Genomic DNA, 16,719 nt, shown 5'->3' with positions numbered 1-16,719 from the left:
ACATTTCTTTTATGATTTCGAGGTCATCTCAATCTTAATTGTGGTTGTCGTCGCTTTTCTGAGGATGTTGGGCCAACAGATATTTTTTGCGCAAAAGCGTAGAAAGCTTAGTAAAAAGATTGATCTTTATAACAAAGATTGATCAATAAAATAAAGCTACAAAAAGTTTTTGAAACCAAACGTTCTGTTAAAACCATCTAATAACTGAAAAGGAAAAATAACAGACAGTGACAATTTAGGAGGGTTTGCCAAAGATGAACATGTGCAAACCAATATGGGGAAATTGGCATTAGACAAAGGAAGGTTAGGATGAATGAAATAAAGCTTGTCAAAAAAGCTAAAAAAGGTGACGATACGGCTTTTGAAGAATTGATATGCCTCTATAAAGATCAACTTTATCGCACTGCTTATTTATATGTACAAAACAAAGAGGATGCGTTAGATGTTGTTCAGGAAACGGCTTATAAAGCTTATTTATCTTTAGGACAATTAAAAAACTCAAATTATTTTAAGACATGGTTGATACGCATTCTAATACATAATGCGAACGAGTTGCTGCGTGCAAAGAAGAAAGTTGTAAAGTTCGAAGAGATAAGTAAATACGAAACCAACGAGGGCCCGACTAACCAAACAAATCAAATGGTGCAAAACATTGATTTAAAGACAGCGATTCAACAATTGGACGAAAGGTATCAGACGGTAGTTATTTTATATTATTACCATGATTTAGCTGTTCACCAAATTGCTTGGTACATGCATATACCTGAAGGAACAGTGAAAACGTATTTGCATCGGGCGAGAAAATCTTTAAAAAAATTATTAGAGGGAAGTGATCAAACATGGATAAACAGCAGTTTAAAGATGAAATAAACGATATAGAGGTTCCCCAACTCGATGTTTGTACAGCCATAAAGAAAGGAATCGTAAAAGCACAAAAAGAAAAACCGATAAAGCGAAAAACAAAACTACTAGCGATACCATTAATTGCTTCTACTCTTTTGATTGGTTTTTTTAGTTCAGGATTTATTTTTCCACAAATGAGTCGTGTATTGGCGGACGTACCTTTAATAGGGAAAATTTATTCGTCGTTTGATGATTCAATTGGTGAAAATCTTGCAGCCAGTAAACTTGTGACGGAATTAAATCAAAAAGCAATCAGTAACGGTGTGGGCGTAACCGTGAACAGTGTTTATTATGATGGAGGTAGAATCAGTGTAACGTTTAAAGTGGATCATTTTAATGCGAGATCAAACGAATTTATGTTTGACATCGGAAACATCGGAGACGGGAGCGACAAATGGATGAATGCGGCTCAATTTGATGGGGTGGTAACATCCGACGGGGACCACATCGGTCAAATTATAATTGATTATCCTGATAAAGAATTTCCGAAAGATATGACTTTGCCTATAACATTGAAAGCTATTAATGAGACAAAAGGAGAGTGGAGATTTGATATCCCGATTCACCAATTGCCAAATCATAAAGTAAATGTTGGACAGGCATCTACAAGTGATGATAAAGAACATGCATTGAATTTTGAAACTATTACAGTAGGAAGAGAATCAGCCGTGCTTGACTACAAAGCCATTTATCCACTGACTGGTAAGGACGATATGGCTCGGATTGATAAAGTAATAGATGATCAGGGAAATGAAATTAGTGTACTCAGTTCAGGTACTGAATTCAGTAGAAAAAAGATAGGTAATAGAATTGAATCCGATGAGCGCACCATTATCGGAAAAATACCTAATCATGCTAAGTTTATCAAGGTTTATCCTTATATTAGGCAGTCTGAAAAATCATTACCGCCGATAAAGGTTAATTTAAATAGATGATTAACTGCTTTATAAAAGGGCGCTTTAATAATCCAATATTTAGTTAGAGTAATGAACTCCGTTTTGATTAATCTTTTTTCAAAATGGAGTTTTTGCATTTGCTGATAAATAAAGGATGAAGGAAATTTTTTAAATCATTCTTTATTCTACGTATCCCCAAGGAGTCGCCCAATTTTCACTCCAATAAATGTATTTACAAAGTATAAGTTTTAAGCATTATTTTAATTCATCTTGCACCTCTCGTTCATTATGAGTTATAATTATGACCAGTTACTAATAATTGATAGTAAGAAAGCAGAGGGGTTGCTATATGAACGCTGGTATTATAGGGATTGGCAAATACGTTCCGGAGAAGGTCGTTACAAATTTTGATTTAGAAAAAATGATGGATACTTCGGATGAATGGATTCGAACTCGCACAGGGATTGAAGAACGCCATTTTGCCGCAGATGATCAGGAAACGTCAGATTTAGCGGTAGCTGCTGCAAAGGAAGCTATTGCTAAAGCAGGTATTACGCCAGAGGAAATTGGTTTAATCCTTGTAGCAACAGTCACTCAAGATCAAACGTTTCCAAGTGTAGCATGTATGGTTCAGGAGCAAATCGGAGCAGTTAATGCAGCTGCAATGGATCAAGCGGCTGCTTGTGCAGGATTTATATATAGTTTAGTGACAGCAAAGCAATTTGTAGAATCGAATGCTTATAAATATGTCTTAGTAGTAGGTGTTGAAAAGCTGTCGAAAGTACTTGATTGGGAAGATCGCAATACGGCTGTATTATTCGGTGACGGTGCAAGTGCAGCGATTGTTGGTCCAGTATCAGAAGGTAGAGGAATTTTATCATTTGAGCTTGGAGCTGACGGTACAGGTGGAAAGAACTTGTATTTAACACAGCAGGATACAATCGCTATGAATGGCCGTGAAGTATTTAAGTTTGCTGTTCGCCAAATGGGTGAATCTGCAGTAAACGTTTTAGAAAAAGCTGGTTTAACAAAAGAAGACGTAGATTTTTTAGTGCCGCATCAGGCGAATATTCGAATTATGGAATCAGCGCGTGAACGTCTAGAACTACCACCGGAAAAAATGTCAAAAACGATTCATAAATATGGTAATACGTCGGCGGCATCTATTGGTATTTCCTTGGTAGATGAGCTTGAAGCAGGTAAGATAAAAGATGATGATTTATTAGTACTTGTTGGATTTGGTGGCGGCTTAACATGGGGTGCCGTTGCAATGAGATGGGGAAAATAAAAACGAAAAATGCTTGAGGGGAGTAAGACAATGAGTAAACGACGAGTAGTAATTACAGGAATTGGCGCAGTTACACCACTAGGAAATAGCATCGAAGAAACATGGGCTAACATAAAAGATGGAAAATCAGGAATTGGCGAGTTAACACGTTTGAATAAAGATCTTTTCGCAGCAAAAATTGCCGCTGAGGTGAAAGACTTCAATATTGAAAAGTATATTGAACGTAAAGAAGCTCGTAAAATGGATCGCTTTACACAGTATGCTTTAGCAGCGTCTATCATGGCGATGGAAGATGCACAATTAACAATTGATGAAGAATTAGCACCACGAGCAGGTGTCTGGATTGGCTCTGGAATCGGTGGTATGGAAACATACGAACAGCAATTTTTAACATTCCAAGAACGTGGAGCAAGACGTGTAAGTCCATTCTTTATTCCAATGATGATTCCAGATATGGCTTCTGGCCAAGTGTCGATTCACTTTGGGGCAAAGGGCATTAACTCTTGTTCAGTAACTGCTTGTGCTTCAGGTACAAACTCTATTGGGGATGCTTTTAAAGTAATTGAACGTGGCGATGCAGATGTGATGATTTCAGGTGGTGCTGAGTCACCAATCGTTACGATGGCAGTAGCAGGCTTCTGCGCAAATACTGCATTATCTTTAAATACAGATCCAGAAACAGCTTGTCGCCCATTCGATAAAAATCGCGATGGTTTCATTATCGGTGAAGGTGCGGGTATTGTTATTTTGGAAGAGTATGAGCATGCAAAAGCACGCGGTGCAAAAATCTACGCAGAAGTTCTTGGCTATGGTGCAACAGGGGATGCGCATCATATTACAGCTCCAGCTCCAGAAGGGGAAGGTGCTTCTCGTGCAATGAAGCAAGCTTTAACTGATGGCGGCGTAGAAGCTTCACAAGTAGACTATATTAACGCGCATGGAACAAGTACACCTTATAATGATTTATTTGAAACACAGGCAGTAAAAACAGTCTTCGGGGAACATGCCTATAAGCTTGCAATGAGTTCTACAAAATCAATGACAGGTCACTTATTAGGTGCAGCTGGTGGTGTTGAAGCGATCTTCACAGCGCTAGCACTGAAAGAAGGCATTTTACCACCGACAATTAATTTAACAGATCCAGATCCAGATTGTGATTTAGATTATGTACCGAATGAAGCTCGACATGCAGATATTAAATATGCAATGAGTAACTCACTTGGATTTGGTGGACACAACGCTAGTCTACTATTCAAAAAAATCGAGGAATAATAAAGTGAAATTTTAATTTCTTTCAGCAAATGACTCGGATAGAGAACTGGCGACATAATAAAGTAAAAGGATTTATACACAGTTTTTTGTGTATGAATCCTTTTTTTACTCTTCTGAAGGTGGATGTCGATAAAAATTTAAAGTTAGGTGATAAAACGCGAAAGTTGGTCGATAAAATTCAGAAGTTGGTAGATAAAATGTGAAAGTTGGTAGATAAAAATTAAAAGTTGGTAGATAAAAATTAAAAGTTGGGCGATAACTCGTGAAAAGGTCTCGCTCAAACTAAAAAGTTGGATGTCATTTTGTTAAAACGTATGTCATGCGGATAAGTTGATTGGAGTGGAGGCTAGGCGACTCCTTGGGGATCAGCGATATTGAGGAACGAAGGCTAAAAGCATCACATCCTGTGATAACGCCTTCGTGACCAACCTCGGTGCTGTTGCTGTCACTACGCTTTCGCACAAACAAAACCCTCTGCTGCCGCTACGTTAGCACTACGCTTTCGCGCAAAAGACATCTGTTGGCCCAAGACCCTGCAGCGAAGCGAAAAGGGGAACGAAGGCTAAGAGCATCACGTCCTGTGATAACGCCTTCGTGACCAACATCCTGTTGCCCCGACGCCCCCAGGAAGCTCTGCTCTGCGCGAAAGCGAAGCGTCAGCAGCAATGTTTTATCTGTAGCGAAAGCAAGGCGTCAGCTACAAAGCGCCTAGCCGGAACGGAAATCAACCCCTCGTTTTGAAGAAGAACCTTACATTTATATGATCAACTTAAAAAACGTCAGCCTAATTTACGTGGCTGACGTCTTTTTTTATAGTTTTGTGAATAGATGATAAGTAAGAAGAAATAGAAAGGATGCCCTTATTTTGTTCCGACTCTTTTTATTTTTAATGAGCTATGGCTTATTGATTCTCTCAGTAGGGAATCTCATCTTGTATTTGAATTATCGGACACTCGGATATTCCTGGATAGTGGTTTTTAAGTTCATGGCACAAACATCAGCATTTTATATGGCTATTGGATCAGCCGTTGTGTTATGCGCTGTTGTGCTTGATCTTGGTTATGATAGAACTTTACATGAAAAAGATAAGATGTAACTCTTAAGTTACTCTCTTTTTGGCCAAGCTCTTACGATCATCTTTATGATAAAGTTTTCTTTTTAGCGACGTGCACGACCAAGGCCCATTGCTTCTTCCATACGTTTTAATGTAGCACTTGCAATTGTATTTGCTTTTTCAGCACCTGCGTCTAAAATAATATCTAATTCTGAGGATTCTACCAAATTGTAGAACTTCTCTTGAATTGGTGTTAGGTGATCAATAACCGCTGCTGCAACACCTTGTTTGAAACCACCATAGCCAACGCCTTCGTATTTTTTTACAAGGTCGTCAATAGCTACGCCTGAAATGGCAGATTCGATTGTTAGTAAATTAGAAACACCAGGTTTATTTTCCACATCAAATGCCACAATACCATCGGAGTCAGTAACAGCAGACTTAATTTTTTTCTCAATCTCTTTTGCTGTATCTAAAAGCTTGATTGTCGCTTTTGTATTTGGATCAGATTTACTCATTTTCTTGGTAGGTTCTTGTAGTGATTTGATACGAGCCCCTGCTTTTGGTAATTGAATTTCAGGAATCGTTAAAACGTCACCATAGCGTTTATTAAAACGCTCTGCTAGATCACGAGTTAGCTCAATATGCTGCTTTTGATCATCACCGACAGGAACAATGTTTGTATTATACAAAAGGATGTCTGCTGCCATTAATGGTGGATATGTTAGTAGAGCGGCAGATACGCTTTCCTTACCGTGAGATTTATCCTTAAACTGTGTCATACGTTCAAGTTCACCAATCGATGCGACACATTGTAGCATCCAGCCTGCTTGTGCGTGAGCTGGCACTTCTGATTGAATGAATAATGTAGATTTTTTAGGATCGATCCCAGTAGCGATATACGTTGCTGCTAGGTTGCGAATATTTTGACGTAGTTCCTTTGGATCTTGTGCTACTGTTATTGCATGCTGATCGACGATACAATAAACGGCATCTCCTTCATCTTGTAATGCTGGGAATTGCTTAAATGCACCTAAATAATTCCCTAGAGTTACAATACCTGTTGGCTGTACACCTGAAAAAATAGTTGTCATGGTCATTTCCTCCTTGAATTTCGTCCCTTTTACATAAGTAAAATAAAAAAACATCATGCGTCCTCATTAGTAATCTAATGAAGGGACGAATGATGTTTGAATCCGCGGTACCACCCAGCTTGCCTAAATTGGCCACTCTACTTCGTAACGTGAAGGGACGAGCTTTGCTAATTGACTCCAGTAAGGAAACTAAAGACGTTCACAAAGCTAACTCGGAAGTCCATTCCAAATGCTTACACGATCTGTTTGCAGCGACCACAGACTCTCTAAACGTGTAAATGCAATTGTACTACTCTTCGTCAGCGTTTTTTATTTAGCTCAATTACCGTCGAGGTGGAACTCACCAAAGACATAATTGACTTATTTCAAAAAATTATATTATAAAGGCTCGGTGAAATGCAAGTGAGTAAAGTCAGACTTTTGGCGGTGTTCTTTCTTGGAAAAAAATTATATGATATTTTCGCTACTTTTTTTATCGCTATTCAGTAAATGTTTTATTTATATGAAACCAATATTAGTAAATAAACGTCCATATTGTACACACGGAATTGACAATATTCTCGTTTAATTTTTTTAAATGAGAAAAAAACAATCCAGAAATGCATGTTTAAATTACCTTGCGAATGGGAATAATAATAGTAGTTCGTTAGACATGCCAAGAAGTAACTACACTTTAAGTTATATAAAAAAACAGAAAATTTCGTGTGATAAAGGGTTATTCTTTTTTTTATTGGAACTATATTCAAACATCACAGAGTACTGTATAATGGTATGTAGATTACATTACATTAATTCTAATTTAACACACTGGTTTATAGATAATGATTAAAAGGAAAGGATGTGTCAGTATGATAGTAACTTTATTTACATCACCAAGTTGTACGTCTTGCCGAAAAGCGAAAGCATGGTTAGAGGAGCATGAAATCCCATATACAGAACGTAATATATTTTCCGAGCCATTGAGCATTAGTGAAATTAAAGAAATTTTACGTATGACAGAGGATGGTACGGATGAAATTATTTCAACTCGATCAAAGATTTTCCAAAAATTGAATGTTGATGTTGAAAGCTTACCATTGCAACGTTTATATGAACTAATTCAAGAGTACCCAGGCTTATTACGTCGTCCAATTATTTTAGATGAGAAACGGTTACAAGTTGGCTACAATGAGGATGAAATTCGTCGTTTCCTACCTCGTAAGGTTCGTGCTTATCAATTGCAAGAAGCACAGCGCATGGTGAACTAATAGCTACGTTATCTGCATAGAATAAGTATTAGATGTTACATATGCAACAAGCATATTGTGGCATCTATTTTTTTGTGTTTTACTTATGTAAAACCTTCTATATAAAGTATAATAAATAGTAGGGAAAAGTCATATATTTCCGTAAAGTATGTTAAACTTGATTTTAACTTAATAGTTTACTACAATTTCAATAATTCAAATATCTTCTGTGAAACGGTGTATATCCTTTTCATTTTATGACAGAACAGCATACAATATAAGTAGAGACAACTGTGGACAATTAATTTTTTATTTCGGTTGCTCGACGGTTTTACTGTAGTGTGGTCAAAGGTTGAAAAACAAAAATGGAGTATGAGGTTAAAAACAATGAATAAAAGCATACTAATGAAACAAAACTGTTTTTCGACAAATGACAGTGAAGGGAGATGAGGTCTAGTGGACATCGAACGTGTAAACGAAAATACACTCAAGCTCTTTATTACGTACAATGATATAGAGGATCGCGGCTATAGTCGTGAAGAAATTTGGTACAATCGAGCGAAGGGTGAACAACTTTTTTGGGATATGATTGATGAAGTAAACACGGAGGATTATTTTGATGTAGAAGGTCCGATTTGGATTCATATCAATGCGTCTGAAGTAGGCTTAGAAATCATAGTCACACGTGCACATATTTTAAAAGACGGTGAAACCTTAGATGGTTCTTCGCATTTTGATGAACACAAAGAGATGTTTGCCCCATTCGAGGACGTTGGAGAGGATCTTCTCAGTCAACTAACTCAATTTGGTGACATGGATGAGTCAGAGTTATTCATGGATACAGACATTTATGTTTATAAATTTAAAGATATTGATGAGTTAATCCCTGTAGCGAAACGCATGACAGATGAATTAGTGGATTCCTCATTATTTAAATATGAAAATTGGTACTACTTGGTAGTTGACTTCGCAAATGCAGATGAAGAGATCAATCATCACGATAGAAATGCCGTAATTAAAGAATTTTTAATACCATCGAATTTCACGATCCACCGCTTAGAGGAATATGGTGAAAAAATTATGGAATTTAATTGCTTTGAAACAGTACGAAAATATTTTATTTAAAATAATGAGTATTTGATTCAGTGTCTAGACTGTAAACAAACTTGGTGAAAATCAAGTTTATTTACAGTCTTTTTATTTGGGAAAAAACAATTTAAAAGATAGCATATTTTAAATTTCAAGAAAAAGCCGTACTTTATTTGTTGCTATCAAAACACTCCTTTACAATTAGTCAAAAAGGAGCTGATTTTATGCTGATGGCCTATAACGAGCAGCAACAGATTTTCCTCCCATATCAACATACAAGGGAAGCTTTACAACAATATAGGCGACAGATGAAATTTTATTGTCCCCAATGCCAACAGCCTGTCCAATTAAAGATCGGTAAATATAATATCCCTCATTTCGCTCATATGGCTTGTAATAGCTGTGTACAGTTATTTGCAGAGGGTGAATCAAAACTTCATTTACAAGGAAAAGTCCAATTATTTGAATGGCTAAGAAAACTCGGTCATACAGTAAAGCTGGAGCCTTATTTACGGAAACTTTCACAGCGACCAGATATGCTCCTGATAAAGGAGAAAAAGCAAATTGCCATTGAATTTCAATGTAGTACAATTTCTCATGAAAAGTGGCAATTGCGTACAGCTGGATATGAGAAAAATTCTATACAGCCATTATGGCTTTTTCAAACACCTCAAAGACAATCTACACAAGGTATTCAAAAAATTTCTATTTCTCCAATTATGCAAAAGGTGATCATTGCCACAGCACAAGGATTAGCTTATTTAGTGACCTATGATGCAAACACATCAAGATTTATTTATTGGACGAATCTTCTTTATGTTCATGGGCATACTTTTATAGGTAAAGTACAAGAACTAACTGTTCATAAACAGCATTTTCCTTTTTATGAGCCTAAGTCCATTACGAAAGAGGAGTTTCATCTTTATTGGCAGCTTTATAAGAAGCATTGTAAGAAATTCGTTTACCATCGATTATTACATAGTAAAAATGGGGTGCAAGATTCATTTTTACGAAGTAGTTATGAGTTACGTTTTGCTTTGACTGCTATGCCTGATTACGTAGGTATTCCAGTGGAGAATGCAGAAGCGATACCAATGTTTTCTATTGAGTGGCAAACGATTTTGCATCATTTTTGTCGTCGTTTACAAGTAGAACCTCATGAATTAGACGAGAGAAATATTCGCTCGTTTTTAATCCAAGAAAATGTAGAGATTACAAATCAAGCAGTACAAGCGATTAAAAATTATGGAATGGTACTGGCGAAAAGTAAGCAAAAAAATGGGTGCTTTTCGGATATTCGTGAGCAAGTGTATGCACATTTATTTGCAATTGCCGCAATATGCTGAGAAAATATGAGAGTATAGGAAAAACTCACATATAAAGGGGGCTGGCACATGGCTAGTAATCAAGTTTTAGTAAGAAATGAAGTTCCAGAAGAGTTAACTTGGCGTTTGGAGGATATATTTGCAACGGATGCTCTATGGGAAGAAGAGTATAAGGAAGTTGCAGAACTTGCCAAAAAGGCGTCTAGCTTTGCAGGTACTTTAAAAAATGGTGCAGATGCATTATTAGCAGTTCTAACTTATCACGATGATATTTATGAACGTACAATGAAGCTTTACACGTATGCTCATATGCGTAATGACCAAGATACGACAAATAGCTTTTACCAAGATATGAATAGTCGTATTCAAACATTAGCTACTAGTATCTCAGCTGCCCTATCGTTTATAACACCTGAGATTTTATCATTGAGTGAAGAAACGATAGAACGTTACTTAGCAGAAAATCAAGACTTACAATTGTATTCGCAATCTTTAAAAGAAATAACGATGGCACGTCCGCATGTATTACCAGCAGAACAGGAAGCATTACTTGCACAAATGTCTGAGGTAACAGGTACTGCTTCCAATACATTTAGTATGTTAAACAACGCCGACATGGTCTTCCCTAAAGTGAAGAATGAAGACGGCGAAGAAGTACAGCTAACACATGGCAACTATATTAAGTTTTTAGAAAGTAAAGATCGTACTGTTCGTGAAAATGCGTTTAAAGCAGTATACGAAACTTACGGAAACTTTAAAAATACGTTTTCGGCTACACTAACTGGCAATGTTAAAAAGCATAATGTCAGCGCACGTATCCGTAATTATGATTCTGCTCGCCACGCAGCAATGTCTAACAACTTCATCCCTGAAAGTGTTTATGATCAATTAGTAGAAACAATCCATAAGCATTTACCAGCTATGCAGCGCTATATTTCATTGCGTAAGAAGCTTTTAGGTGTGGATGAACTGCATATGTGGGATTTATTTGCCCCACTTGTGAAGGAAGTTGATATGAAAATCACTTACGATGAAGCGAAGGATATTTTAGTCAAGGCTTTAGCGCCACTAGGTGAGGAATACCAAGGCATTGTTCAAAGTGGTCTTGATAATCGTTGGGTGGATGTCTTAGAAAACAAAGGGAAACGCAGCGGTGCGTACTCTTCAGGTGCATACGGAACAAATCCATACATTTTAATGAACTGGCAAGACAATGTTAATAATCTGTTTACACTTGCTCATGAGTTCGGCCATAGTGTACACAGTTATTATTCACGTAAAAATCAGCCGTTCGTTTATGGCGACTATTCTATTTTTGTTGCTGAAGTAGCTTCGACATGTAATGAAGAATTGTTAAATGATTATTTATTGAAAACAATTGAAGATCCACAACAGAAAATTTATTTATTAAATCATTGGTTAGATGGCTTCAGAAGTACTGTTTTCAGACAAACAATGTTTGCTGAATTTGAACACCTAATCCACCAAATGGATAAGAATGGTGAATCTTTAACAGCGGAGCGTTTAACAGAGGTTTACTATGATTTAAATAAAAAGTATTTCGGTGAGGATATTGTGGTAGATGAGGAAATCGGCTTAGAATGGGCTCGTATCCCTCACTTCTACTATAATTACTATGTGTATCAATATGCTACAGGTAAATCAGCTGCAACAGCATTAAGTAAACAGATTTTAGAAGAGGGTGCTCCAGCTGTAGAACGTTATATTAATAACTTCTTAAAAGCTGGTTGCTCCGATTTCCCAATTGAGGTATTAAAATCAGCAGGCGTTGATATGAACGTTGCAAAGCCGATTGATGATGCATGTAAAGTATTTGAAGAACGTTTAAATGAGTTAGAAAAATTATTGTTGAATAATTAATTTAGAAGGCTGTAGGAATTTCACTACAGCCTTTTTTCTATGATTCATTGACTGATAAAAAATGAAAGCATAATGATTTTCTTTGATTTCTAAATGTTTAAAAGTGCGTATCTTGAAAAAATACTGTTTGTAATCGCTTTCTATTTGACAAATTTGTGAATCTAGCATCGGATATATTGCTATATTTATTATTCCGTGATAAAGTGATTCATGTGAAATAAATCACAAAAACAAACATACACCCCTTTGTTTGAACGTGAACATTTCTCCCATCCCCTTTGTGAAAGAGAGGCGTCACTATCTGTCGAGGATAGTGGCGCTTCTTTTATTTTTTGTTTTGTTATCAAAGGAAGATGTCATATTACATAAAGTATGGTTTTCGGCAAAGCAAGGGGTTGATTTCCGTTCCGATGGGCGATTTGTAGCTGCCGCTACGCTTTCGCTACGCTTTCGCTACGCTTTCGCTACGCTTTCGCTACGCTTTCGCTACGCTTTCGCTACGCTTTCGCACAGAGCAAAGCTTCCTGGGGCAACAGATGTTATTGCGCGGAAGCAGCACGCTGATCGCTGATAACATCAAGAAAATCGCTGATAACAATATAGAAATCGCTGATAAAGTTTCGAGAACCGCCGATAGGTTATTTCACCATTTAGAAAATTATTTAATTAAGTTACATAAGCAAGGGAAAATTCCAAACGGGAACTTTAAATATACTGCGAATTTTTTTCTATTCTTTGCTGTCGTCAATTTTAGTTTTCCAATTGACATTACCATATATAAATGAGTATATTAATCCGGATATTGATGAAATGATAGATGAGGTTGTGCATTTATTTACAGTTAGTTTGTATAATCCGAGAGAACGTAACAAAAGCAAGTGAAGTTTATCTTCACTTGCTTTTGTTTCAGGGGCATCTTGGACAAGTCCCTATTGTATAGAATAATAGTATAATTGCATTATTTAATACGCCACAGTGTAGCGTGATCTGTCTGAATTCGTTCAATTTTTTGTTGTAGCATACGCTTTTTTAATTCGCGTTCAGCTGTTTGTTCTGTTAACGAGTAAATGAAAGCTATTTCATTTGTTGAAAGGGTATGAAATTTATCAAATAACTCTTCTACTGTTGGTAATGGTTGACGCACAAGTTGTTCATCCATCATTTCTTGTAAAATATGTTCATAAACTTCATAGGAATAGCTACCACTAACTTTTAGACCCTCATCTTCAATACATTCATTGAAAAATACAATGCTCGGTACTTCATCCACTTCCATTTCACGTTTAATATATAAATCGCATTGGAAGGCACGCGCTGCTTCCTTTGAACCAAAGTCTGCAGAAAATTCATTCATGTCTAATTGAACATCTTCTGCAATTTTCAACAGCGTAGCATAAGAATTGACATCTTGTTGATTTAATAATACATATTCTTGTAGTTTCGACAAATAGCGTGCTCCTACACGTTTGCCCTGTAACTCTGCCGCTTTAATAGCGATAGATGGTAGAACAGGGTGATTAATGTCGAGCTCAATACCTGATAAGCAACCCTTTACACGTTTACTTAAACAATTCAAAGAGGCAAGCTCTGTGCTTAGTACAAAGCGCCATGTAAAGTAATGGTTGTACTCAAGATGTAACTTACGAAGAATGGCTTGCATATTATACGCTTCTGGACAAAGTGGATCTACGAAAATATATAATTCAATAGGCTTATTGGCAGTAGAAATCACAGGAGTTGGCTCTTGCAGCATTTGAATATTATTCACGTAACAATTCCCCCTCATCGTCATTAGGTGTATTAATCATGTGATGAGCTGTTAATACTAAACGTTGGTAATAAGTTTCGCGGAACTTTCCTTCCAACCCAACTTCATCCATCGCTTCGGACATGCATTCAAGCCAAGCTTGAGCACGATCAGGTGTAATCGGAAAATTCATATGGCGTGCACGCATCATTGGATGTCCATGCTCCTCAGTAAAAAGATTTGGTCCACCTAAATACTGTGTTTGAAATTGAATTTGCTTGCGGGCTGTCTCTGTCAAATCTTTTGGAAAGATTGGCATAAGATCAGGATGCTTAGCAACTCTTTTATAAAACGCATGGATTAGCTCTGAAAGCTTTTCAGCTCCCAGCTCCTCATAAGGAACAGTGTATTTTCGGCTCATAAGTTAAATGCCCCTTTAATTCTTTATATCGTAAAGTATATTTTTTATACTTGGTCATCTTTACAAATGTGAATTTCTTGTGACTACCTTCATTCTATCAACGTCTTTTCGTTAACACAAACAAAGCGCTCTTCCAAAATGTTTTCGCTAGAAAAGCACAAATTTCACCACATGGGTGAAATTTGCCGAAAAAGACTGTATTAACAATGTTTCTGCGATTTAAACGGTGTAGTAATTCATCACTTTTTTGACATAATTCTGTGTTTCTTTGAAAGGAGGAATGCCACCATATTTTGTAACACGTGAAGCTCCAGCGTTATAAGCAGCTAACGCTAATTTAGGATCATTATCAAATTTATCAAGCAGTTGGCGCAAGTATTTTGCCCCTGCCATAATATTTTGCTCAGGATCAAAGGCATTTGTAACCCCTAAATATTGGGCTGTTTTGGGCATTAATTGCATTAATCCTTGTGCTCCAGCATGACTAACCACGTTTGAATTAAAATTAGACTCTTGCTTAATCACTGCAGCGATGAGTTTCTCAGGTACATTATATGTATTTGCTGCCTTTTGAATAATCGAAGCGTATTGGTTCGCACCTGCTAACGCATTGGCATACGCTGTTGAACCAATTACTTTATCCGAAACATAGGAGTCGAGTTTTGTACTTGATTGTGTGCTTGCTAATGCCGTCTGTACATCTGAAGGTATAAAGACGTTATTAGAACCCTTATAAAGTAATGATTGAAGCGCATTATTTTGCATATTGTCAGATAACCCAAACTGGTTCATCAATGACGAAGCGTAAGATACACCTCCGAGCATACTAGATAATTTTGCACTGTTAGTAGTAGTTGAGTCGCCTAGCAATTCGCTAATCATATCAGAAAACATAGAATTACTGTTTGTAAGATTGTTTGACGATGAATTTTCTGAAGATCCTAGTGTTTGTAATGCTTGAATGTCAAGTAAAGTTCTGAGTGATTGGATATCCAAGGAGTTGTCACCCTTTCTTGTTATTCTAGTTAAGCTCCTGTTTTTGATTCATTTGTAATGCCTTCATAAAACGTGCAATTTTTTTATCGGTAGCTCGTTTTTCGATACCATATTGCTGTAGAAATTCGTCGAAGATTGAATTTCCTTTTATTGCATCTTTTGATTCATATTCTACCTCATAATCGTCGCACTGCAAATAGAAAGAATGATCAAATACTAGAAGACCATCCTTATAAGGAATTTCGACACGATCCGTTGTTAGTGAACCAAATACGGCTAATTCTTCTAAAGGAATGTTGAATAGAGCTAGTCTTTTTGCTACTTCTTGTGCATAGAAACCTTCTCCATCAAGCATTTTCTTAGCTTGCTCAGCAGTTATTTCATCAGTTGTCTCTATATGAGCATGCTCTGCATTTTTTTCTTTTAAAGTACATTCAAAATATTTGTCGATTTGTCTAATACGAAGCCCACTTTGTTGTTTCCGAATAGCTTGAGAGGGTGTGTCGAAATAGTGATTTGTTTGACGGTGAATATCCTTTTCGGGAATATTGAATTGTTGCAATAAGTGTTCGTATTGTTGTTTTGTTAAAAGATTTTTAAATTCTATTTCAAGATGTTGTGCCATTATTCTCACCTGCTTATTTTAATTTTTTGTTGTTTAAAAGAAAGGATTAAATTGGTTATTTACTTTTCGTAAAGGCAGAGACGGTGCTTACTCTATGGGTGAAGCACGTGGAAAAAACGGTAATGATAACGCAAATGATACTAATGTTGTGTTACATCTTATTGAAAAGTCCACCTACCTATTTTCAAAATCATCAACACACTTTTAAAACTAGCTCAAAATTAGTTGATTGTAGTGGAGACTGGGCGACTCCTTGGGGATTAGCGTCACAGATGAGACCCTGGAGCGAGCAACGCGAGTGAAGCGGCTCATCGGACGCCCCCAGGAAAGCGCCCAGTCGGAACGGAAATCAACCACACGCTATGAAAAAAATTTTCATTCGTTATTTAATTGATTTAACATTTACACACTGCAACTAATTACCCTCTATGCTAAAATAAGAAGAAGAGTAAGACGAAAAGGGGAACCGCATGTGCGTAAAATTTATACAATAGAAACATTGAATTTTGAAAACGAGCAACTTCATTTTAGTTTAAACGACATTGAAGTAAATTTACAGTTAAAACCGGCAGCACAATTAATAGCAGATTCTGATGACTTTGCGTTTATTTATTTGCTTGATGCTGGAGAAAATTATCATTATTTGCGTTTTCCACCAAGTAGTTGGGATCAACTTGTACATATTTTACAAAAAAAGCAAAATCCAAAGCTACAATTAGGTGAAGATGTTATCGAGCTTACGAATTTTTACGATGAACTAGAAATGCTCGTGTATAATATTGAAGGAAATTACAATTATGGTGCGGAATTTGTCCAAACAGTGGAACAACACTTCAAGGCAATTCTTGCTGAATAAAAAGACAAAACGAACAGACGGTGTTGGTTTTGTTCGATACCGAATG

At 36.7% G+C, this 16,719-nt stretch carries 14 protein-coding genes and 1 other annotated feature; of the genes, 9 read left to right on the top strand and 5 right to left on the bottom strand.

Annotated features, from left to right (window positions below):
• Nucleotides 1-309: 309 nt before the first annotated feature.
• The 4 genes from MOK21_RS08005 (at nt 310) to fabF (ending at nt 4,359) form a co-directional block, all read left to right on the top strand.
• Nucleotides 310-870: a sigma-70 family RNA polymerase sigma factor gene (locus MOK21_RS08005; protein ID WP_249073405.1), complete on the top strand. Its 561-nt coding sequence runs from the start codon at nt 310-312 to the stop codon at nt 868-870.
• Nucleotides 840-1,838, top strand: a complete 999-nt coding sequence (locus MOK21_RS08000) for a DUF4179 domain-containing protein (protein WP_249073404.1) — start codon at nt 840-842, stop codon at nt 1,836-1,838. The genes MOK21_RS08005 and MOK21_RS08000 overlap by 31 nt, the downstream gene beginning before the upstream one ends.
• Nucleotides 1,839-2,148: 310 nt before the next feature.
• Entirely contained in the window at nt 2,149-3,087 is a 939-nt protein-coding gene (locus tag MOK21_RS07995) for a beta-ketoacyl-ACP synthase III (RefSeq protein WP_249073403.1), read from the top strand.
• Between the two features lie 30 nt (nt 3,088-3,117).
• Entirely contained in the window at nt 3,118-4,359 is a 1,242-nt protein-coding gene (fabF, locus tag MOK21_RS07990) for a beta-ketoacyl-ACP synthase II (RefSeq protein ID WP_249073402.1), read from the top strand.
• Between the two features lie 1,158 nt (nt 4,360-5,517).
• On the opposite strand, the gene trpS is transcribed toward fabF, so the two are convergent.
• Nucleotides 5,518-6,507 (bottom strand): tryptophan--tRNA ligase, encoded by a 990-nt coding sequence (trpS, locus tag MOK21_RS07985; protein WP_249073401.1) that lies wholly within the window; start codon nt 6,505-6,507, stop codon nt 5,518-5,520.
• Nucleotides 6,508-6,585: 78 nt separating this feature from the next.
• Nucleotides 6,586-6,819 (bottom strand) — a binding site (T-box leader).
• Nucleotides 6,820-7,358: 539 nt separating this feature from the next.
• Between trpS and spxA the strand changes: the two genes are divergently transcribed.
• The 4 genes from spxA (at nt 7,359) to pepF (ending at nt 12,028) form a co-directional block, all read left to right on the top strand.
• Entirely contained in the window at nt 7,359-7,754 is a 396-nt protein-coding gene (spxA, locus tag MOK21_RS07980; RefSeq protein WP_024362527.1) for a transcriptional regulator SpxA, read from the top strand.
• Between the two features lie 435 nt (nt 7,755-8,189).
• A complete protein-coding gene (gene mecA, locus MOK21_RS07975; RefSeq protein WP_249073400.1) occupies nt 8,190-8,858 on the top strand; it encodes an adaptor protein MecA in 669 nt (222 codons plus the stop codon).
• A gap of 188 nt (nt 8,859-9,046) precedes the next feature.
• Nucleotides 9,047-10,168: a competence protein CoiA gene (locus MOK21_RS07970; protein WP_249073399.1), complete on the top strand. Its 1,122-nt coding sequence runs from the start codon at nt 9,047-9,049 to the stop codon at nt 10,166-10,168.
• A 48-nt stretch (nt 10,169-10,216) separates the two neighbouring features.
• Nucleotides 10,217-12,028: an oligoendopeptidase F gene (gene pepF, locus MOK21_RS07965; protein WP_249073398.1), complete on the top strand. Its 1,812-nt coding sequence runs from the start codon at nt 10,217-10,219 to the stop codon at nt 12,026-12,028.
• Between the two features lie 958 nt (nt 12,029-12,986).
• Here the strand turns inward: pepF and MOK21_RS07960 are convergent.
• From MOK21_RS07960 to MOK21_RS07945, 4 genes are all read right to left on the bottom strand, one after another.
• Nucleotides 12,987-13,796 carry a DsbA family protein gene (locus MOK21_RS07960; RefSeq protein WP_249073397.1) on the bottom strand — a complete coding sequence of 270 codons (810 nt, stop codon included), beginning with the start codon at nt 13,794-13,796 and terminating at the stop codon, nt 12,987-12,989.
• Nucleotides 13,789-14,196 carry a globin domain-containing protein gene (locus MOK21_RS07955; RefSeq protein WP_249073396.1) on the bottom strand — a complete coding sequence of 136 codons (408 nt, stop codon included), beginning with the start codon at nt 14,194-14,196 and terminating at the stop codon, nt 13,789-13,791. The genes MOK21_RS07960 and MOK21_RS07955 overlap by 8 nt, the downstream gene beginning before the upstream one ends.
• Before the next feature lie 219 nt (nt 14,197-14,415).
• A complete protein-coding gene (locus MOK21_RS07950) occupies nt 14,416-15,192 on the bottom strand; it encodes a lytic transglycosylase domain-containing protein (protein WP_249073395.1) in 777 nt (258 codons plus the stop codon).
• A 25-nt stretch (nt 15,193-15,217) separates the two neighbouring features.
• Nucleotides 15,218-15,817, bottom strand: coding sequence for a CYTH domain-containing protein (locus MOK21_RS07945; RefSeq protein WP_249073394.1), 600 nt, complete (start codon nt 15,815-15,817; stop codon nt 15,218-15,220).
• A gap of 472 nt (nt 15,818-16,289) precedes the next feature.
• On the opposite strand from MOK21_RS07945, the gene MOK21_RS07940 reads away from it, so the two are divergent.
• Nucleotides 16,290-16,673 carry a UPF0738 family protein gene (locus tag MOK21_RS07940; RefSeq protein ID WP_249073393.1) on the top strand — a complete coding sequence of 128 codons (384 nt, stop codon included), beginning with the start codon at nt 16,290-16,292 and terminating at the stop codon, nt 16,671-16,673.
• The last annotated feature ends 46 nt before the right edge of the window (nt 16,674-16,719 follow it).

It is taken from the genome of Lysinibacillus sp. BPa_S21 (assembly GCF_023337795.1).
Lineage (GTDB): Bacteria > Bacillota > Bacilli > Bacillales_A > Planococcaceae > Lysinibacillus.
Note: the sequence above shows the minus strand (reverse complement) of the source record. Positions and strands in the feature narration are given on the sequence as shown.

Coding starts and splice junctions, on each gene's coding strand:
- MOK21_RS08005 (WP_249073405.1), top strand. CDS start 310: ATGAATGAAATAAAGCTTGTCAAAAAAGCTAAAAAAGGTGACGATACG.
- MOK21_RS08000 (WP_249073404.1), top strand. CDS start 840: ATGGATAAACAGCAGTTTAAAGATGAAATAAACGATATAGAGGTTCCC.
- MOK21_RS07995 (WP_249073403.1), top strand. CDS start 2,149: ATGAACGCTGGTATTATAGGGATTGGCAAATACGTTCCGGAGAAGGTC.
- fabF (WP_249073402.1), top strand. CDS start 3,118: ATGAGTAAACGACGAGTAGTAATTACAGGAATTGGCGCAGTTACACCA.
- trpS (WP_249073401.1), bottom strand. CDS start 6,507: ATGACAACTATTTTTTCAGGTGTACAGCCAACAGGTATTGTAACTCTA.
- MOK21_RS07970 (WP_249073399.1), top strand. CDS start 9,047: ATGCTGATGGCCTATAACGAGCAGCAACAGATTTTCCTCCCATATCAA.
- pepF (WP_249073398.1), top strand. CDS start 10,217: ATGGCTAGTAATCAAGTTTTAGTAAGAAATGAAGTTCCAGAAGAGTTA.
- MOK21_RS07955 (WP_249073396.1), bottom strand. CDS start 14,196: ATGAGCCGAAAATACACTGTTCCTTATGAGGAGCTGGGAGCTGAAAAG.
- MOK21_RS07945 (WP_249073394.1), bottom strand. CDS start 15,817: ATGGCACAACATCTTGAAATAGAATTTAAAAATCTTTTAACAAAACAA.